The organism is Hymenobacter sp. UV11 (assembly GCF_004684095.1).
Lineage (GTDB): Bacteria > Bacteroidota > Bacteroidia > Cytophagales > Hymenobacteraceae > Hymenobacter.
The window spans coordinates 45528-65133 of sequence record NZ_SRII01000013.1; the positions used below are offsets into that span (position 1 = coordinate 45528).

At 63.8% G+C, this 19606-nt stretch carries 20 protein-coding genes; 18 read left to right on the forward strand and 2 right to left on the reverse strand.

All coding sequences use genetic code 11. The features are described from left to right. Positions 1-172: 172 nt before the first annotated feature. Complete coding sequence (locus E4631_RS21235; protein WP_166648028.1) at positions 173-1612, reverse strand: BON domain-containing protein; 1440 nt, start codon at positions 1610-1612, stop codon at positions 173-175. Between the two features lie 207 nt (positions 1613-1819). On the opposite strand from E4631_RS21235, the gene E4631_RS21240 reads away from it, so the two are divergent. From E4631_RS21240 to E4631_RS21305, 14 genes are all read left to right on the forward strand, one after another. After that, positions 1820-2626 (forward strand): ABC transporter permease, encoded by an 807-nt coding sequence (locus E4631_RS21240; RefSeq protein WP_240735137.1) that lies wholly within the window; start codon positions 1820-1822, stop codon positions 2624-2626. Between the two features lie 53 nt (positions 2627-2679). After that, positions 2680-3465, forward strand: coding sequence for an ABC transporter ATP-binding protein (locus tag E4631_RS21245; RefSeq protein WP_133657016.1), 786 nt, complete (start codon positions 2680-2682; stop codon positions 3463-3465). 50 nt (positions 3466-3515) lie between these two features. Beyond that, entirely contained in the window at positions 3516-4481 is a 966-nt protein-coding gene (locus E4631_RS21250) for an MlaD family protein (RefSeq protein WP_133657017.1), read from the forward strand. Between the two features lie 187 nt (positions 4482-4668). Continuing rightward, a complete protein-coding gene (locus tag E4631_RS21255; protein WP_240735139.1) occupies positions 4669-4992 on the forward strand; it encodes a helix-turn-helix transcriptional regulator in 324 nt (107 codons plus the stop codon). 69 nt (positions 4993-5061) lie between these two features. Further along, positions 5062-5877, forward strand: a complete 816-nt coding sequence (locus E4631_RS21260; RefSeq protein ID WP_174805451.1) for a sulfite exporter TauE/SafE family protein — start codon at positions 5062-5064, stop codon at positions 5875-5877. Between the two features lie 46 nt (positions 5878-5923). Beyond that, positions 5924-7279: a rhodanese-like domain-containing protein gene (locus E4631_RS21265; protein WP_133657018.1), complete on the forward strand. Its 1356-nt coding sequence runs from the start codon at positions 5924-5926 to the stop codon at positions 7277-7279. Positions 7280-7327: 48 nt separating this feature from the next. Beyond that, the gene (locus E4631_RS21270) at positions 7328-7672 is read left to right on the forward strand and encodes a rhodanese-like domain-containing protein (RefSeq protein WP_133657019.1); all 345 of its coding nucleotides are present in this window, start codon (positions 7328-7330) and stop codon (positions 7670-7672) included. 124 nt (positions 7673-7796) lie between these two features. Continuing rightward, positions 7797-8357 (forward strand): YeeE/YedE family protein, encoded by a 561-nt coding sequence (locus tag E4631_RS21275; protein WP_133657020.1) that lies wholly within the window; start codon positions 7797-7799, stop codon positions 8355-8357. 19 nt (positions 8358-8376) lie between these two features. Next, positions 8377-9033, forward strand: coding sequence for a bifunctional 2-polyprenyl-6-hydroxyphenol methylase/3-demethylubiquinol 3-O-methyltransferase UbiG (locus tag E4631_RS21280; RefSeq protein WP_133657021.1), 657 nt, complete (start codon positions 8377-8379; stop codon positions 9031-9033). Then, on the forward strand, positions 9030-9440 hold the full coding sequence (locus E4631_RS21285) for a DUF6691 family protein (RefSeq protein ID WP_133657022.1): 411 nt from the start codon (positions 9030-9032) through the stop codon (positions 9438-9440). Before E4631_RS21280 ends, E4631_RS21285 begins: the two co-directional genes overlap by 4 nt. 185 nt (positions 9441-9625) lie before the next feature. After that, complete coding sequence (locus E4631_RS21290) at positions 9626-10675, forward strand: c-type cytochrome (protein ID WP_317129141.1); 1050 nt, start codon at positions 9626-9628, stop codon at positions 10673-10675. A 9-nt stretch (positions 10676-10684) separates the two neighbouring features. Beyond that, positions 10685-12139: an OprD family outer membrane porin gene (locus E4631_RS21295; protein WP_133657024.1), complete on the forward strand. Its 1455-nt coding sequence runs from the start codon at positions 10685-10687 to the stop codon at positions 12137-12139. 18 nt (positions 12140-12157) lie between these two features. Next, positions 12158-12697, forward strand: a complete 540-nt coding sequence (locus E4631_RS21300; protein WP_240735141.1) for a DsrE family protein — start codon at positions 12158-12160, stop codon at positions 12695-12697. A gap of 340 nt (positions 12698-13037) precedes the next feature. Beyond that, positions 13038-13250 carry a cytochrome d ubiquinol oxidase subunit II gene (locus E4631_RS21305; RefSeq protein WP_262709807.1) on the forward strand — a complete coding sequence of 71 codons (213 nt, stop codon included), beginning with the start codon at positions 13038-13040 and terminating at the stop codon, positions 13248-13250. Positions 13251-13423: 173 nt separating this feature from the next. Here E4631_RS21305 and E4631_RS21310 read toward each other — a convergent pair whose 3' ends face one another. After that, positions 13424-14566 (reverse strand): undecaprenyl/decaprenyl-phosphate alpha-N-acetylglucosaminyl 1-phosphate transferase, encoded by a 1143-nt coding sequence (locus E4631_RS21310; protein WP_240735146.1) that lies wholly within the window; start codon positions 14564-14566, stop codon positions 13424-13426. Between the two features lie 372 nt (positions 14567-14938). On the opposite strand from E4631_RS21310, the gene E4631_RS21315 reads away from it, so the two are divergent. From E4631_RS21315 to E4631_RS21330, 4 genes are read left to right on the forward strand one after another with little or no spacing between them, the layout of a single operon-like run. Then, positions 14939-15373 carry a response regulator gene (locus E4631_RS21315; RefSeq protein WP_133657026.1) on the forward strand — a complete coding sequence of 145 codons (435 nt, stop codon included), beginning with the start codon at positions 14939-14941 and terminating at the stop codon, positions 15371-15373. An 11-nt stretch (positions 15374-15384) separates the two neighbouring features. Beyond that, a complete protein-coding gene (locus E4631_RS21320) occupies positions 15385-16140 on the forward strand; it encodes a polysaccharide biosynthesis/export family protein (protein ID WP_133657027.1) in 756 nt (251 codons plus the stop codon). Between the two features lie 6 nt (positions 16141-16146). Next, positions 16147-18291 carry a GNVR domain-containing protein gene (locus tag E4631_RS21325; protein ID WP_133657028.1) on the forward strand — a complete coding sequence of 715 codons (2145 nt, stop codon included), beginning with the start codon at positions 16147-16149 and terminating at the stop codon, positions 18289-18291. Then, entirely contained in the window at positions 18288-19583 is a 1296-nt protein-coding gene (locus tag E4631_RS21330; RefSeq protein ID WP_133657029.1) for a lipopolysaccharide biosynthesis protein, read from the forward strand. The genes E4631_RS21325 and E4631_RS21330 overlap by 4 nt, the downstream gene beginning before the upstream one ends. The last annotated feature ends 23 nt before the right edge of the window (positions 19584-19606 follow it).

A 19606-nucleotide genomic window follows, 5' to 3' on the forward strand; every position in this document is an offset into this window, starting at 1 on the left:
GCCACGGCAAGCATCATGACAAAACGCCCCGCCAAGCCGAGCCCCAAAACGGCCGCGTAGGCCACGCCTACACCAAACACCGCCCAGGCCGCCACCTGGCCCAGGGTGCGGTGCTGGGCCGTGAAGCCCGCGGGTGCCCCGGCGCAGTAAGGGGGGGTAGGCGGGTTGCGTATCAAGCGCTGACGCGCAAGTGGTTATTCACATCCGTGGCGCCGCAGGCGTAGGCTTCGGTTACGGCCTGCTGGCGGGCCAGCCACGAGGCTACGGTGCCGCTGAGCGTGACGCGGCCGGCCCGCACGCCCAGGTCAATGGGCTGGTCGTGGAGCAGGGCCGACCAGCGGTAGTGCTGGTGCAGGCGCTGGGCCAGCTGGTCATCCAGTGCTTCGCGGCTGAGCAGCGCCTGGGTAACGGGCACTTTCTCGCCGGTAATGGGGGCTACCTGGGCGCCGGGGGCCGCCACCAAGTGCACGTGGTTTACCACCTCCACCACCCCGTTGATACCGGCGGCCACGTCGGCTGCCCGCTCCCGGTCGAAGTGGTCGGGCACCACGCCCGACAGCTGCACGCGCCCGTTGGCCACCTGCACCGTAAAGCCGCGGCGGCTCACGTGGGGGTCGTGCAGCAGGGCCGCCTGCACCTGCGCCAGAATGTGCGCATCAGGTTCGGGGCGGGCGCTGCGCACCTTCAGCAGGTTGTACACTTCCCAGGTACCCACCACGTTGCGGGCATCCTGCTCGGCGGCTTGCCGGGCCCGTAGGTTGCTGAGCGTGCCCAGTAGCGTAACCACCCCGGCGCGCACCTGCACCGTGGGCAGCAGCGCGTCGAGGCGCGGGTCGTAGCGAAACGCATCCTGGATGGCCTGGGCCACGTCGGCATCGGCCTTGGGAGTGAATTTCTGGCGGCTCAGGGCCGGGTCCTGGGCCCAGTAGGCAACGTGCAGCTCGGCGGCTTTTACGCAGCGGGCACCGGCCACGTAGGCCGTGGCCACCACCTGGTCGTGCTCGGCGGCCGAGCCTACCGTGCCGGTGAGGTACACCACGCCGTCGATGGTCAGCACCTGCACCCGCGTGCTGACTACCCGAATATCCCAAGCCAAAAAGGCCTGAATCTGGGTCGTGATTTCCGCGTCCGAATTGCTGAGTGGGCCGCCGCGCACCACCAGGTGGTTGTGCAGCTGGCGCAGGCCGGGCACCCCAAACAGCACCTGGAGCACCAGTTGCGCTTCGGCCCACGACTGCACGATGCCTTCCACCGTCACGGTTCCGGCGCAGGCCCGGCAGTCGAGGGGGTAGGCGCCCACGGCGGGGTCCTGGTCCAGGGCCTGCTGCACGCGGCGGCGCAGCTCGCCGTCGGGCACGTTGGGGGTGCGCACGCACAACTCATTTATCACCCCGCGCACGCCACGAATGGCCTTGGCCAGCTCGGTGGCCCGCTGCCGCGCCAGCAGGCTGTCAGTAAAGCCCGTGAGCTCCACAATGCCCTTGTGGCAGGCCGTGGCAATGCGGGCCGCGCCTACCCCCTTCGGCTGGTCGAAGAGCCGCGCCACGGCGCTGAGGATGTCGGCATCCGCTAGGCGGGCTTCGATGGTGGGCATCTCAAGGGACATATACATAGCAGGGGGTGGAAAAGGGGCGCTGGCTGCCCAGCCGCCAGGATAGGATAGTAGCAAAGCTCCCCTCTGGCCAGCGCCGGCGGACTGACAACCGTCAGGCAGAAACCTGATTTCCATCATGCTCGCCGCCCCGCCCGAACCTCATCTTTGCGCTATAAAATCTTTGATACTTAACGGGTTATTTGGAGTCGGCTGCGGTTGCCCCCCGTGCTGCCTACCCCCCCATGCTGCCCGCTCATCAGCCCCGCTACCCCCATGCCCGCCAGCACCTTCTTCACCGAATTCCGGGCCATGACGGGCTTTACCGGCCGGTTCTTCCGCGAGGGGTTTCGGCCGCGCTACGAGTGGCTGGAGCTGCTGAACCAGTGCTACGCCATTGGGTATCAGTCGCTGCCGCTGGTGGGTATCACCAGCTTCATCATGGGGCTGGTGCTCACGCTGCGGCTGCGGCCCACCATGGTGCAGTTCGGGGCCACCTCGTGGATTCCGGTTATGGTCGGGCTCACCATTATTCAGGAGCTGGGGCCCATCATCACGGGGCTGATGGTGGCCGGCAAAGTGGGCTCCAGCATCGGGGCCGAGCTGGGCTCGATGCGCGTGAGCGAGCAGATTGACGCTATGGAAGTATCGGGCACCAATCCGTTTAAGTACCTGGTAGTCACGCGCATTCTGGCCGCCACGCTCATGGTGCCCATTCTCACGCTGCTGGCCGATGCCGTGGGACTGGGGGCGTGCTACCTGGGCATCAACCTGCAGGGCGTGACCTCGGTGGCGCTGTTTACCAACAACATTCTGGGCCGCCTCACCTTTGGCGAGGTGCTGCCGGCGGTGGTCAAAACCTTCTTCTTCGGCTTCGCCATCGGCCTCATTGGCTGCTACAAAGGCTACCATGCCAGCAAGGGCACCCAGGGCGTGGGCGTGGCCGCCAACTCGGCCGTGGTGCTGTCCTCGCTCATGATTTTCCTGCTCGACCTGGTAGCGGTGGGCGTCAGCACTGCCTTCGGTCTTATTTGAAATTAAAAATGTGCTGACTGAATTTTTAATTAACTGAAAAATAAGTATTTGCTTTGGAATCCACAGTACCTCCTGCCCCGGCCGCCGCGCTCCCTACCCCCGCCCCGGCGGCCGAGGTGGTGCTGACAGTGGCCGGCATCAGCAAATCGTTTGGCGACAACCACGTGCTGAAGGACTTCTCGCTGACGCTGCGCCGGGGCGAAAACGTGGTGGTGCTGGGCAAGTCGGGCTCGGGCAAGTCGGTGCTGATTAAGTGCATCATCGGCCTGCTCAAGCCCGACGCGGGCACTATCACGGTGCTGGGCCAGCCCGTGGCCACCCTCAGCCACGTGGCCCTCGATGCGCTGCGGGCCAAGGTGGGCTTCCTCTTCCAAAGCAACGCCCTCTACGACTCGATGACCGTGCGCGAAAACCTGCTGTTTCCCCTGCGCCGGCACTGGCTGGCCGACCACCAGGGCCAGGAAGACCAGCTGGTACTCCAAGCCCTCGACGATGTGGGCCTGCCCCAGACCATCGACCAGCTGCCCGCTGAGCTTTCGGGCGGCCAGCGCAAGCGCATTGCGCTGGCCCGCACGCTCATCGTGCCCCCCGAAATCATTCTCTACGACGAGCCCACCACTGGCCTCGACCCCGTTACGGCCCGCGAAATCGACCAGCTCATCCGCCACGTGCAGCAGAAATACCACGCCTCGTCCCTCATCATCTCGCACGATATGAGCTGCGTGCGCCTCACCTCCGACCGCGTCATCCTGCTATCCGAAGGCCGCAGCTACGCCGAAGGCACCTACGCCGAGCTGCTGGCCAGTACCGACCCCATCGTGCACGCTTTTTTCGAATAAGTTAAAGCTGTTCAACCAAATTCACCCCTCACCCCTCATACTTAAAAAAGATGCCCACTGCCAGCCATCATATTCGCCTCGCGCTGTTTGTGCTGGCCGGCCTGGCTTGCCTGGCCGCGACGCTCGTGCTGCTGGGGCAACGGCAAAACCTGTTCGGCTCCTCGCTGGCGGTGCAGGCCGATTTTCGCAACGTGTCGGGCCTGCTCACCGGCAACAACGTGCGCCTGGCCGGCATTACCGTGGGCACGGTGAAGGAGATTAACATCCTCAACGACAGTACGGTGCGCGTAATGATGCACCTCAATCGCGACGTGCAGCCCTACGTACGCAAAAACGCCGTAGCCTCCGTGGGCACCGATGGTCTGGTGGGCAACACCATCGTGAACCTGACCGCCGTGGCCGCCCCCGCCCCGCTCATCGCCGAAGGCGACGTGCTGCGCACGACTACCCCCCCGGCCATCGACGAGATGCTGGCCACGCTCAGCATCTCGAACAAAAACCTGGTCGGCATCACCGAAGATTTGCACCAGATTACGGGCAAGCTCAACGACAGCCGGGCGCTCTGGCAGCTGCTCGGCGACCAAAAGGTAGCCGCCAACGTGCGCCAGACCTTACGCCACGCCGCCAGCGCCACGGCCACCCTTCAGGCCTCGGCCAACGATATCGGCCACCTCACGCGCGGCATCCGCCAGGGCCGCGGGCCGGCCGGCTACTTATTGACTGATAAAGAGTTTGCCAAACAGCTGCGCCACACCACCCGCCAGCTGGCCCGCAGCTCCGACACCCTGGCCGGCACCCTCGGCAGCCTGCAGCAGCAGGTACAATCCGGCAACGGCCCGCTGCACACGCTGCTCACCGACACGGCCATGAGCGGGCAGCTGCGCCAAACCCTTGGCCACGTGGAGCAGGGCACCGACGGCTTCAACCAGAACATGGAAGCTCTGAAACACAACTTCTTGTTGCGCGGGTACTTTCGCAAGCAAGCTAAAAGAAAAGCGAAGGCCGCCGCACAGTAAGCCGGCCAAATTAGCCACCCCGGTCCGCCGGCGCAAGCCGGCCGACCGGTTATCGTTGACACGCCTGGCGCAGTTTGCAGGTTGGTTTCCAGTCCGGACCCCAACCTAAAACAAACAACCAGCGCAGCGAACCGAATTGCAGCATAATTTGCACACATGAAATATCTTTCATACCTTTGTGCTACTTATGACGCTTCTAGCTCCCGCCCTTTCCGTTGACCTTGGCCTCGACATCGAGAAGATGGAGAAGGTGGCGTTTATTCTCAAAACCACGGCCCACCCCATGCGCATTGCCATCGTGCAATTGCTGGCGGCCAACGACAGCCTGTCGGTGACCGAAATCTGCGAGCGGCTCAATTCTGAGCAGTCCCTCATTTCGCACCACCTGGCTACGATGAAGAGCAAGGGTATTCTGGGCAGCTCGCGCAGCGGCAAGAACATCTACTATTCGCTGAAAATGCGGGAGGTTATTGATGTGATTCAGTGCCTGGCCGCCTGCACGTTTCTGTAAGCGGCGCCCTTTTTTTGTTAAAATACATGAACATTCTTTCATAATTTCATACGTTTACCCCCTACCCCCATGCTGCACTACTTTGGCTATTTCGCCGCCATCTTCATTGGCCTTGCCCTCGGCATCATGGGCGGCGGGGGCTCCATTCTCACCGTACCGGTGCTGGTGTACCTGATGGGCGTGAACCCAGTGCTGAGCACCGCTTACTCGCTGTTTGTGGTGGGTGCAACCTCGGTGGTGGGTGCGGCGGGGTATTTCCGCAAAGGGCTGGTGTCGCTGCCCACGGCAGTCGTGTTTCTGGCTCCCTCGCTGGCCTCGGTGTTTCTGGTGCGCAAGGTGCTGATGCCGGCCCTGCCGCACGAGCTATTCACGGTGGGCAGCATCGTCTTTACCAAAGACCTGCTGGTGCTGGTGGCTTTTGCCGTGCTGATGGTAGTGGCGGCCGTGTCGATGATTCGCAGCCAGCCGGCCAGCGCAGCCACCGACGACCGGCTGCCTACGCAGTCCCTTCATTATCCGCTTATTCTGGGCATTGGCCTGGTGGTGGGCGCACTCACGGGCTTTGTGGGAGCGGGCGGTGGCTTCCTCATCATTCCGGCGCTGGTGCTGGGGGCGCGGCTGCCCATGAAGCTGGCGGTGGGCACTTCGCTGGCCATCATTGCCCTGAACTCGCTCATTGGCTTTATGGGTGATTTGAGTGCGGGCACGCCCATTGCGTGGTCGTTTATCCTGGGTTTTCTGGCCTTTGCGCTCGGCGGCATTGTGCTGGGCACTTACCTGGCGCGCTTTATTCCGGGGGCCAAGCTGAAGCCGGCTTTCGGCTGGTTCACGCTGGCTATGGGCACGTTTATTCTCACCAAAGAGCTGCTGTTTCATCACGCCTAAACGCCCATTTGGGCCTATTCTCTCCCCCGTTTTTTCGTTGCATCCCATGAAAATCGAACAGTTTGAAGACAAGGGCCTGGCCCATTTCTCCTACGCCATTCTCAGCGACTGCGCCCGCGAAGTCGTGCTCATCGACCCCGCTCGCAACCCGCAGCCCTACTATGATTTTGCCCAGGCGCACGAGGCGAAAATCGTGGCCGTTATCGAAACCCACCCCCACGCCGACTTCGTGAGCAGCCACCTGGAAATTGCGCAGAAAACCGGCGCGACTATCCGCGTGAGCAAGCTACTGGGCGCTGATTATGAGCACGAAGCCTTTGATGAGGGCGACGCCTTCACGGTGGGCAAGCTCACGTTCCGGGCCCTGAACACGCCCGGCCACTCGCCCGATTCCATCAGCATCGTGCTCAGCCGGGAGGGTAGGGACGTGGCCGTGTTCACCGGCGACACGCTCTTTATCGGCGACGTGGGCCGGCCCGACCTACGCGAAAAAGCCGGCAACCTCCAGGCCAAGCGCGAGGAGCTGGCGGCCCAGATGTACCACAGCACCCGCTACAAGCTCATGCCCCTGGCCGACGACGTGCTGGTGTACCCCGCCCACGGCGCGGGCAGCCTCTGCGGCAAGGCCCTGAGCGGCGCCAACAGCAGCACCATCGGGGCCGAGAAAATCGGCAACCCCATGCTGCAGCCCCTAAACGAAGCGGCGTTTGTGGCCGAGCTGCTGGCCGACCAGCCCTTTATTCCCAAGTACTTCGGCTACGATGTTGCCCTCAACAAGGCCGGCGCGCCCGACTACGCGCCTAGCGTGCAGCAGGTGATACGCTTAGCTACCGGCACTGCGCTGGCAGCCGGCGTGGTGGTGGTTGATTCGCGGCCCGAGGCGGAGTTCAAAAAGGGCCACGTTGCGGGGGCCATTAATATTCAGCAGGGCGGCAAGTTCGAAACCTGGCTGGGCTCCATTGTAGCTCCGACGGAGTCGTTTTACCTGCTGGCCGCCGACGCGGCCACGCTGGAGGACCTGATTCAGAAAACGGCCAAAATCGGCTACGAACCGCTCATCCAGGGTGCGCTGGTGGGCACGCCGGCCATCGGCGCGACGATGCTGGCGTTGGACGTGGCGCAGTTCCGTCAGCACCCGGAGCACTATACCATCGTGGACATCCGGAGTGCTTCGGAGCACCGCGACGAGCCCATTTTTGAGGGCTCCCTGAACATTCCGCTGCCCGAGCTGCGCGAGCGGGCCCAGCAGATTCCGGCCGGCAAGCCGGTGGTGGTGCACTGCGCCGGCGGCTACCGCTCGGCGGCCGGCAGCAGCATAGTGGCCGCCGCCCTACCCGGCACCGAGGTGCTCGATTTGGGCCAGGCCGTGAAGTCCTTCCAGCCCGCTGTGGCGGCCCACTAGGCCTGACTGGCACACTATGTTTCTCCTCATTCTCCCAACTACTCCGCCATGTTTGGTTTCCTTAAACCTGCCGCGCCCGCTTACCACAACCTGACGCCGGCCCAGTTTGGCCCCGCCATGCGCCAGCCCGGCGCCGTGCTGCTCGACGTGCGCCGGCCCGACGAGTTTGCCCAGGGCCACCTGCCCGGCGCCGTTAACATCGAAGTGACCGCGCCCGACTTTGGCCGGCGCGTGGCCGCCCTGGATAAAACCAAGCCTACCTACGTGTACTGCCGCAGCGGGGCGCGCTCGGCGAATGCGGCCGGGCAACTTACTGCCGCCGGCTTTGCGCAGGTAAGCAACCTGCTCGGCGGGGTGCTCGACTGGCCCGAGCCGCTCACTACTACATCATAATCTCCCTGTAGGGTAAGCTTCAGCTTGCCGGCGATAGGTTTGCAAAGCACTATTTAGCAAGTATATACAAAATAGTTGCTGGCAAGCTAAAGCTTACCCTACAGGTTGACTTTCTTTACTTTTTATGCTTGAACTCTTGCAAAATCCCTGGCCCTGGTACGTGGCCGGGCCCCTGATTGGCCTCACCGTGCCGGCGCTGCTGCTGGTGGGCAACAAAGCGCTGGGCATCAGCAGCTCGCTGCGCCACGTGTGCGCCGCCTGCGTGCCGGCCGGCATCCCGTTTCTGACTTATAACTGGCGGGCCGAAATGTGGAACCTGGTGTTCGTGCTGGGCATTGCCCTGGGCGGCTTCCTGGGCTATCAGGTAATGGGCCACCCCGAGGTGGTGGGCATTTCGCCCGAAACCGTGCATGACCTTAAAACCCAGCTGCACCTCACCGATTTTACCGGCCTGCTGCCGCGCGAGCTGTTTGCCCTCGACAACCTGGCCAACTGGAAGGGCTGGGTATTTATGGTACTGGGCGGCTTTTTGGTGGGTTTTGGCACGCGCTACGCCGGGGGCTGCACCTCGGGCCACGCCATTTCGGGCCTCTCAAACTTGCAGTGGGTGTCGCTGGTGGCGGTTATCGGTTTTTTCGCCGGCGGGCTGGTGATGACCTGGGTGGTTTATCCGCTGCTGTTTTAACTCCCTACCCCCCTGTTCTATGGAAGCCGCTGCCCCTAATCCCGCCGATTTCTGGGATGCCCGCTACGAGGCCGAAGCCTACGCCTACGGCACCGAGCCCAACGCCTATTTCCGCCGGCAGCTCGGCGCGTTGCCGCCCGGCCGCCTGCTGCTGCTGGCCGAAGGCGAGGGCCGCAACGCCGTGTACGCCGCCCAGCAGGGTTGGCAGGTGACGGCCGTGGACTTCAGCGATGAAGGCCGCGCTAAGGCCTTGCGCCTGGCCGCCAGCCGGGGCGTGCGCCTCGACTACCAGGTGGCCGACCTGACGGCCCTGCACTGGCAGCGCCCCGGCTACTACGACGCCATCGGGCTGATTTACGCCCACCTACCCCCGGCCGACCGCCAAGCGGTGCACGCGGCGGCGGCGGCCAGCCTGGCCCCCAGCGGCCACCTGGTGCTAGAGGCCTTCAGCCCCCGGCAGCTGGGCCTGGCATCGGGCGGGCCGCGCGCAGCCGAGCTGCTCTACGAGCCGGCCCTGCTGGCCCCTGACTTTGCCGGCCTGACCCTGCTCGAAAACGAGGAGCTGCGGGTGGTGCTGCACGAAGGCAGCTTCCACGCTGGCCCGGCCAGCGTGGTGCGCCTGCTGGCCCGCCGCCCCGCTTCCGAACCTTACACCGAACTTACACCCTTGATATGAAATACCTTAAATACCTGGTGCTGGGCACGTTGTTTGGCATCATTCTCACCAAAAGCGAAGTTATCAGCTGGTTTCGGATTCAGGAGATGTTCCGTTTCCAGGCCTTCCACATGTACGGCGTCATTGGCTCGGCCATTGTGGTAGGCATGATTTCGATTCAGCTCATCAAGCGCAACCACCTCAAAACCATGAGCGGCGAGCCCATCGTCATTGCCGACAAGAAATTCAACCACGGCATCTGGATTGGCGGCTTTATTTTCGGGCTGGGCTGGGCCATTACGGGGGCCTGCCCCGGCCCGCTGTTTGCCCAGCTGGGCAGTGGCGTGGGCGGGGCGGCCGTGATGATTCTGGCCGCTCTGGCCGGCACCTGGACCTACAGCGCCCTGCGCGAAAAGCTGCCCTACTAAGGCGGTGGGGCGTCTTCCGGTCCGACGCCGGAGGCGTCCGACCGGTTGTCTTCGCCTGGCATCGGCAGCACGGCGCTTACGGCAACCGGTCGGACGGCTGCGCCGTCGGACCGGAAGACGGAACCTAATTGCTTTCGTGCCGGCTCACCTGCGTTACTTGTTGCTCGCTTAGCCTTCCTTGTGTGATGATGCCTTCTAAAGAACCCGGCCGGCAGCTTAAGCTGGTGGTGCGTTTGCTTTTGCTGCTCACGACCGTGGTGGTGCTGGTGGCCGTGGCGCTGGTGAGCCAGCTTTATGGCCTGGCTAGCCCGCCCGCGCCAATAGCCGTGGCCGATGAAGCCACTGACGGCCCGCCGCCGGCCGGCAGCTACCACCGCCCCGCCACCCCGGCCCCCGACACCACCACGATTCCGCGTACGGCGGCGGGCCGCCAGATTCGCTACGGGCGCGAGTTGATAGCCCGCACGGCCGCCTATCTCGGGCCGCAGGGCACGGTGGCGCACCTCACCAACGGCATGAACTGCCAGAACTGCCACCTGCAGGCCGGCACCCAGGGCTTCGCCAACAACTACCTGGCCGTGGCTTCGACGTATCCTAAAATGCGGGCCCGCTCGGGCACCATGGTCACCACCCAGCTGCGGGTAAACGACTGCATCGAGCGCAGCCTCAACGGCCGCGCCTTGCCCGACAGCAGCCGCGAGCTGCGCGCTATGGTAGCCTACATCAACTGGCTGGGGACAGGCATTCCGAAGGGGAAGAAAGTCTACGGCACGGGCTTCGTGAAGCTGGCCTACCTCGACCGGGCTGCCGACCCGGTGATTGGCAAGGCCGTGTTTGCCAGCAAGTGCCAGAGCTGCCATGGGCCGGAAGGCCAGGGCCAGCCGCTGGCCGACAGCACGGGCTATCAGTACCCACCGCTGTGGGGCCCGCACAGCTACAACGACGGCGCGGGCCTGTTTCGGGTGAGCAACCTGGCCAAATACGTGAAAGCGGCCATGCCCTTTGGGGCCACCTTCGACCACGCGCAGCTCACCAACAAGCAGGCCTGGGACGTGGCAGCCTTCGTTAACTCGCAGCCCCGCCCGCACCTGCCTACCCCCCACGACTGGCCCGACATCCGCAAGAAACCGGTCGACCACCCCTTCGGCCCCTACGCCGATGCTTTTTCCGAGCGGCAGCACAAGTACGGGCCGTGGCCGCCTATTGAGGCCGCCTACCCCTCCAAAACCAACTAACTCCCGCTGATGAATCGCCTCCTTCGTCTCTGCGCGGCCGGCCTGCTACTGGCCTCCTTCGCCGCGCGGGCGCAGCAGGCCGAGCCCGCCCCTACCCTCCCCACCACCGGCCGGCCGGTGCTGCAGCCTTATGCCGCCCCGGCTGCGGCCGACACGGTGCAGGCCCGCACGCTGGCCGAAGCCTTCGGGCGCGGGCAGTGGCAGGGCCGGGTGCGTAACTACTTGCTGGCAACCAACAACCGCGGCAGCCTGCCCGACTACTACGCCAATGGCCTGGGAGCGGGGGCGCGGTTCGAGACGGCCCCGCTACACGGGTTTTTGGTGGGGGCGAGCGGCTTTTTTTGGGTGAGCCTGGCCGCCAATAACCTGGCCACGCCCGATGCGGCCACCGGCGCGGTGAGCCGCTACGAGGTGGGTTTATTTGACGTGAGCAGCCCCGGCCGGCGGCAGCTCACGGGCCGGCCCGAGGAGCTGTTTGCCCGCTACCGCTGGCGGCAGTCGACGGCCACCTTCGGCCGGCAGCTGCTGGTGACGCCCCTGCTCAACCCCCAGGATGGCCGCCTGAGCCCGAACTACGAGCAAGGATTATGGCTGGAAGTCAACGAGCTGGCTCACACCCGCTTCACAGCGGGCTGGCTCACGCACATCGCCGTGCGCTCTACTTCGGAGTGGGCACCGGTGGCCAATTCCATCGGCCTCTACTCGGCGGGGGTGGATGAAACCGGCCGGCGCGCCGCCTACCCCGGCCAGCTGAGCAGCCGGGGCCTGGGCGTGCTGGGCGCCAGCCGGCAGCTGGGCACCCGCACCCGCGTGCAGGCCTGGAACTACTACGCCGACAACCTCTTCAACAGTTTCTTCACGGAGCTAACTACCGGCCGGGCCGTGGGCGCGGGCCAGCTCACCGGGGGTGCGCAGTACCACTACCAGCGCACGGTGGGCACCGGCGGCAACCCCGACCCGCGCCTAGCCTACAGTGCCCCCGGCCGCCAGGCCCACGCCCTGAGCGCCCGCCTGGGCTACCAGCGCGGCCCCTGGAGCCTGAGCGCCAACTACACCCGCATCACCCGCACGGGGCGCTTCCTTTTTCCGCGCGAATGGGGCCGCGAGCCGTTTTATACGTTTCTGCCCCGCGAGCGGGAAGAGGGCTTTGGCGGCCTTACGGCAGCCGCGCTGCTGGCCAGCTACGCGGTGCCGACCGCGCCGGGGCTAAAGGCGGAGGCCGGCTACGGCCACTACTACCTGCCCGATGTGCAGGATTTTCGCCTCAACAAGTACGGCATGCCCTCCTACAGCCAGCTCAACGCCTCGCTCAGCTACCCGTTGCGGGGCTGGGCAAATGGGCTGCGCGGGCAGGTGCTCTACATTTACAAAGCGCCGCTGGGCGACACCTACGACGAGGCCCGCTACGTGGTGAACAAAGTAGACATGCACCAGCTGAACCTGCTTATCAACTACGATTTCTAACTCACTTTCCACCTGCTGATGAACTTCTTTCCCCACTTGCTCTCCGCCGCGGCGCTGTTGGCTACCATCGGCACCGCACAGGCCCAGACTATGCCCGCCGCCACACCCACGCCGCCTACCGCCGCCCCGACTCCCGCCCCGGCCCTGACGCCACCCAACGCCGCCTTTGCGGCCAAAGCGGCTACTTACGCCGGGGCGCCGGCTACCAAGAGTCACTACCGAGCTGTGTATCAGCTCGACAGCAACGACCCCAAGCTCATCAACCAGACGCTGCACAACATGAAAAACGCCCTGGAAGACCCGCGCCTGAAAGGCAAGCTGGAACTGGAGCTGGTGGTGTTCAGCGGCGGCACGGTGGTGTTTAAAAAGGAGCAGCCCTACGAGGCCGACGTGCTGGCTTTGCAGCAGGCGGGCGTGGTGCTGGCGCAGTGTGCAAATTCGATGAAAGCCTACAAGCTGACCAAGGACGACATGCTGCCCTACATCTCGGTGGTGCCCACCGGCAACGGCGAGCTGATTATTCGCCAGACGGAGGGCTGGGTGCTGGTGCATCCGTAAACCCACCGGGCCACTCGCCCGGGCAGTTTCGCGCCAATCGTTGCTTCGTGGGTAAAACGCCCCGTTTCATGTCTGTATGGGGTTTCTGGAGGGCGGTGCATTTGCCTATGTGTCAGCGCAATATCCTCGTGCAGTTCCCGGCGGGCTCGCTGCAACGCCGTGGGGCAGTCCGCCAGGGTTTCCCCTGACAAATGGCAGACTAAGCGTTGATTTTTATCAGGGCCCCGGCGCTGGCAGGGGGTGACTTTTGTCGTGGCTGCCCCGCTGGGAACGTGAAGTGGCCCACGCCCATCGAAGGGAAGCCCGGCAACTAGCTACTTAAAACGCGGCGCTGCTGCTGCTGACGGTGGCGGCGGGGCTGTTTCCGGTGCTGGTGCGCTCCACCCTCAACCCGGCCTGGAACCTGACGATTTATAATGCGGCCTCGTCGCACAAGTCGCTGGGTATCATGCTGACCATCGCGGCCATTGGGGTGCCGCTGGTGGCCATCTACACGGGCTTCGTGTTTTGGGTGTTTCGCGGCAAGGTGCGCCTCGACGACGCGAGCTATTAGCCTGTAGGTATCCCTACCCCAGGTAATCTGCCCAAGGGTCGCATTTTGCTGAACGCCAGCTTGGCTTACCTCGCAACTTGCTTGTTATCAGATATTTGATAGTGTATGACACAATTCTTCGTTCGCAGTCGAGCTGCTTTCGCGGGCGCAGGTACCCAGACTTGGTAATTACGCTAAGCTGCCTCGGTTACCATTTGGGGGGAAGAGTTTTGCAGGTCAAGCTGAAGCCTTGCACTGGTGGCGGACTGCGATGCGGGGTAGCGCTGCCATACGCCTAACCCTACCCCCAATGCCACGCCCAGGAGAAGTAGTGCGCTGAGCAGCACCGCATTGCCCAGGTAAGCATAGTGTGACACGACCAGTAGGAGGGCCAGGTTGAATAGCCCCAGCGTTAGCACTACGCCAATTTGGGAGAAGCCCAGGGCCAGTAGGCAGTGGTGCACGTGGTTTTTGTCGGGGCGGAAGGGCGAACGGCCCGCCGCCATGCGCACGAGAAACACCCGGGTAGTATCGAAAAGCGGCACAAACAGGATAGCCACAGCCAGGGCTGGGGTAGCGTAGCCGGTGAGCTGGTGCCCGGTATTGCCCAGCTCAATAAACCGAATAGCCAGCACCGACACGATAAAGCCGCACACCAGCGAGCCCGTATCGCCCATGAAAATGCGGGCGTGATGAAAATTGTAGCGCAAAAAGCCCACCGTGCCGCCCAGCAGGCAAGCTGCCACAAACGCGTAGTTGCCGCTGTCGCTGCCACCGTAGCGAAAAAAATAGTAGCCAAAGGTGCTGGCGCTTAACACTATTAGCGAGCCGGCCAAGCCGTCGAGGCCGTCAATCAGGTTGATGGCATTGGTAATACCTACAATCACAAGGAAGGTGAAGCCGTAGCTGAGGCCCACCGGCAGGGTGCCAATACCCATGATGCCCTGGAAGCTGGTGATGCGCACATCGGCCATCAGCAGCACAATGCCGGTGGCCAGCAGCTGCCCCACAAATTTTTTGGCCACGGAAATCGTCACCAGGTCGTCCTTCACGCCCACGAAAAACAGCAGCAGGCAGCCTGCCAGCAGGTGCTGCACGCCGTTGGCCAGCGGGGCAAAGATGGTTAGGGCCGAGAAGAAGCCCGCCAGCACGGCTACCCCACCCAGGCGCGGCGTTAGGGAGCGGTGCACAGTGCGCTCGTTGGGGGCATCGAGCAGGTGTTTGAGGTGCGCGACATACACGATAGAAGGCACGGCGAACAGCGCGATGAGCAGGGCCCACAGCGTGGCCAGCACCAGCGGTAGCAGCGAGGAAAGGGGGGTAGTGAGTGGTATCATATCTAGATAAGGAGGCTGAGAGCGGCTAAGAAGCAGGCCTTGAGTACCAGCCTAATGCCAGGCTGCTGAGTACACCCAAACTAGCTTTCTATCAATAGCTTGGCGCCACCAGGCAGTGGCCGGTACGTCCGGCTTTTAGAGTTGCCGTCTGAATGCTGGAAATTCCTGCGCCGCGGTGGTGAATGGGGTGGCTTGGCGCGGCCCCGGCCCTACCCCCCCAGGTGGGGGTAGGCGCTCCGCATTCCGGACTCAATTCTAGAAACTGGAAGCTGGCAGGAAGCTGCAAATTTTTATTTTACTGGCAATCAGTAAGTTGTGCTTAGTCGTGTGCCTTGGCACCGCGTTGGCCTTAGCCGGGCCAAACCAATCGACATGCTAACTACGCCTCAAAAAGTATTCCTGGTCGACGACGACCCTTTCTGCCGTCAGCTCATTGAGCATGCCGTACGCAGCTGTGGCTTTCACGATGTGCAGGCCTTCGATAATGGTGCGGCTTGCCTGGATGCGCTCATCGAGGAGCCGACTATCATTTTTCTGGACCAGATGATGGGCAGCGTGTCGGGCACCGATGCGCTGAAGGCCATTAAGCGCTTTAACCCCGACATCTACGTGGTGCTGGTGAGTGGCCAGCAGCAAGTGCAGGTGGCCGTGGACTCGCTCAAGTACGGCGCCTTCGACTACGTGGTGAAGGACGAGCGCTTAGACGAGCGCCTGGCAACGGTGCTGGCCAAAATAGCGCACGTGCAAACCCTACTGGCAAACCGCCCCAAACCTAAATCCCGCTTCTTATCCCTGTTTTCGCTCTGACACTATATAGTATGACCAACACCTTACCCTTACCCGTGGCGCTGCGCTGGGTGGCCCTACTCGTGCTGGGCCTGCTGAGCAGCTGTACTCAAAACCTCTTTACGACCAAGAAAACGCTGCCCCCGCCCGCCACGCTGGCCGTGGGGGCCGACTACCAGTACCGGCTGCGCAAAGATGACAAAATCAGCATCAGCATCTTAGACCACGAAGAGCTGAGCATGGGCTCGATTTATAGCCACTACAGCGTGAATGAAAACGAGGGCAAGTGGGAGCTGGTGGATGCCGCCGGCAACCTCAACGTGCCCAAAATCGGGACTTACCACGTGGAGGGGCTCACGCTGCTCGAAGCGGAAGACCAGCTCGAAAAAATTCTGAGCAAGTGGATTGTCAATCCGCAGATTACGCTAAAGGTGCTCAACAAGGAAGCTACCGTGCTGGGCGAGGTGAACACGCCCGGCAACATGCGCCTCGATAAGGAGCGCAATACCCTGGTGCAGGTGCTGGGCAAGGCCGGCGATTTTGGGGTGTACGCGGATAAGCGCCACGTCAAGATTATGCGCCAGAATGCCACCGGCACTTTTGCCACGGAGGTAGACCTGACTACCCTCAGCGGTTTCGAGCGCGAAAATCTTATCATCCTGCCCGGCGACGTGGTGTACGTGCCGAGCAAAAGCGGCAAGCAGTTCGACCGCAAAGCGCCCTCGGTGCTGGGGGTAGCCTCCATGGTCAGTGCCTTTTTCATCATCCTTCGCTACGTTCATCCCTAAGCTGCTATGAGTGAATTTACTCAAAATATGCGGGCCCTGCGGCCGCTTTGGCGGGGCCTACCCCTGGTAGCCCTCACCACCGGCCTGAGCCTGACGGCCGCCTGGCAATACCTGCGCTACGCCACGCCGCTCTACGAGAGCACGTCTAAAATCAAGCTGGCCGACGTGAATGAGGGGCCCATTAACACGACGCTGATAAAGAACCTGGATGCGTTTTCGGGCGATAACCGCACCAGCGCCGAAGTGGAACTGGTACGCTCGCCCCTGCTGCTGGGCCGCGCCCTCGACCGCCTACCCTTCGACCTGAGCACCTACCGGGTGGGTAAGGTGCGCACCTCCGAGCTGTACCGGGCCAGCCCCGTGCTGGCTACCGTGCAGCTGCGCAACCCCAAGTGGGCCGAGGAAACGTTTGATATGCACGTGGATGCGGCCGGCGGCGTGCGCCTGAAGGCCCCCTCGGGCGAGCTGGCCGAAGGCCGGCTGGGCCAAACCCTGCACCTGACCGGCGCCGACGTGCACCTGGAGCGCAACGATTCGCTGCTGACGCGCCGCCCCGACCTGTCGGTGGCCGACCACTACCAGCTGGTGCAGCACGACCGCAGCCAGCTGATTGACGCCGTGGTTAGCCGTCTCGACGTGACCAGCACCGACCGCAACGTGCCGGTGCTGCGCATCAGCTACCAAAGCACGGTGCCGCAAAAGGCGGCCGATTTGGTGAATGCCCTGTCGGAGGTGTACCTGCAAGACTACCTGGCTACTAAGTACCGGGTAGTAAACTCGGCGGCCGAGTCTATCGGGGAGCAGCTCAAGACGGTGCGCCGCACCCTGGCCCACTCCGAAGACACCGTGGAGCGGTACCGCGACCGCAAGCGCATCGTCAACATCAAGCAGGAAACGGATACCGACCTGCACAAAGTGGCGGAGCTGAAGATACAGCGCGCCAACCTGCAAATGAGCCTGGCCGCCGCCAACGACCTCTACCGCTACATGAGCGCCGGCAAGCGCTCGGCCCTGGACCTGGCCCCCAACTTCGAGGCGTTCAACGACATGCTCTCGACGGACATCGTTAAGAAAATCAAGGACCTGCAAGCAGAAAGGCACGATTTGCTGCTGCGCTTCACGCCCGAGGATGACAAGGTAAAATCGGTGGACATGAAGCTGGCTGACCTCAATGGCTACCTGCTCGAAAGCATTCGCAACACGCGCAACAACCTCATCGTCAAGAGCCACGAGCTGGACCGGGCCATTGGCCAGGCCGAGGGCGTGTTTGTGGGCCTACCCACCCGCGAGAAGAACCTGAGCATTTTGCAGCGCGACTTTCAGCTGAACGAAAAGCTCTACACTTTTCTGCGCGAGAAGGAAACGGAAGCCGAGATTGCCAAGGCCTCGCCCACTTCGTACCACCGCATTATTGCCCAGGGCGTAGTGCCCGTGGAGCCCGCCACGCCGCGCCGCACCTTCGTGCTGATTTTGTCGGGCTTTTTGGGTGCGCTGGCCGGCGTAGCACTGGTGTACCTGCTGTCGGTGGTGCGCTCGACGCCCGGCGACGCCCACGACGTGCAGAAGGAAACCCGCACCCCGCTGGCGGCTATTATTCCGCACCTGGAGGGCGGGCTATCCGGGCAGCTGGCCTTCTTTACCCAGCTGGCTACCAAGCTGGCCCTGAAGGGAATGCTCAATCCTGGCACCAAGCTGGTGGTGAGCGCCTTCACGGAGCGTGAGGGCCAGCGCTTCTTCTTCGAAAACCTGCGGGCGGCCCTGGTGGCCCAGGGGTTGAAGCTGCGCGCCTTAAGCATTCAGGACGCGCAATCGCCCAACCCGGCGGCCCAGCCCGACGAGATTTTGCTGGTGCAGAACCTGCCCCTCGACCAGGACAGCCTCGCGCTGGCGGTGATGCGCGGGGCGGCCGTCAACCTCTTCGTAATTGATGGGCTGCGCACCCCTACCCCCCGCCTGGCCGAGCTAGAGCTTCTGACCCAGGAGTTCAACCTGCCCGATGTGCAGCTCTGCCTCAACCATGCGGGCTACTCGCCCGGCCCGCTGCGGCTGCTGGCCCAGCGCTTGCGCCGCCGCTTTGCGGGGAGCCGCGCGGCCCAGCCGGTGGCTACCCCCCTGGCCATGCCGCTGGCCGGCCTCGACCTGCAAGCGTGAGCCAGTCGCTGCCCCTGCTTTTGCCGCCCTGGGCCACGCGCCTGGGGCGGCTCCGGGTGGCCCCGCGCTACTGGGCGGTAGCTGGCCAGGCCGTGGCCAGCGCCACCAGCTTCCTCACTAATATCTTCATTGCCAAGCTGTGTGGGCTGGCTACTTTTGGCCAGTACAGCGCCTGGCAGTTGCTGCTGCTGCTGGCGCTGGCCGTGCAGGGGGCGCTTATTACCCAGCCTATGCAAGTGGTGCTGGGTACCCTACCCCCTGGCCGCCGGGCCGCCTACGGGCAGCTGGTGCTGGGCTGGCAAGTGGTATTCAGCGCGCTGGTGGTGGGGGCTACGGCCTTGGGCGCGCGCCAGCTGCCGCAGGCGGCGGCGGTGCTGCCGGCCTTCGTGGTGCTGCTGCTAACCAGTGGCGGGCAAGATACCCTGCGCAAGCTGCTGCTGGCCAAAGGCAACGTGCAGGCGGCCCTGCTGGCCGATGTGCTCTCGGGCGGCGGGCAGCTGCTGGTGCTGCTGGCCCTGGCCCTGCGGCCTACCCCTACCACGCTGCCCCAGGTGATGTGGGCCGTGGGGCTCACTACCGTGCCCGCGCTGGTGGTAAGTGGCTGCGTGCTGGGTACCTGGCCCAGCCTGCGGCTCACCTACTGGCGGTGCCTGGGGCGGCGGCACTGGCGGCAGGCACGCTGGCTGGTGCCCACCGCCCTGCTGCAATGGGGCTCGGCCAATGTGCTGCTGGTGTTTGCCGGGTGGGTAGGCTCGCCGACCATTTTGGGCGTGCTGCGCCTGGCCCAAACGGCCATGGGCGTATTTAACCTGGGCCTGCAAGCCGTGGAAAACTACGCGCTGCCGCGCCTCAGCCAAAGCTTTGCGCAGGCCCCGGCCGTTTTTGTGGCCCAGCGGGCTGCGCTGTGGCGCCAGATGCTGCTGGCGGCCGGGCCGGCACTGGTGGTGCTGGCCCTGGCGGCCGGCCCGCTGGTGGCCCGCTTTGGCCCGGCCAACGGGGCTGCTTACGCAGACCTGCTGCGCTGGTGCTGCCTGCTCTACGGCGTGATTTTGCTGGTGTACCCGCTGCGCCTGACGGTGCGCCTGCTCGGCGACTCGCGCCACTATTTTGGAGGCTACGTGCTCAGCATTGGGGCCTCGCTGGCCAGCGTGCGCTGGCTCACGGCTCACTACCAGACCAGCGGCGTGGTGCTGGGCTGGCTGCTGGCCCAGCTGGTGCTGGGGGCCTACTGGGCGTGGGCCGTGCACCGGGCGGGCACGGGGGCTCGCAGCGGCCTTCCGTTGGTGGCTTGAATTAACAGAAGCGCGTCTCAACG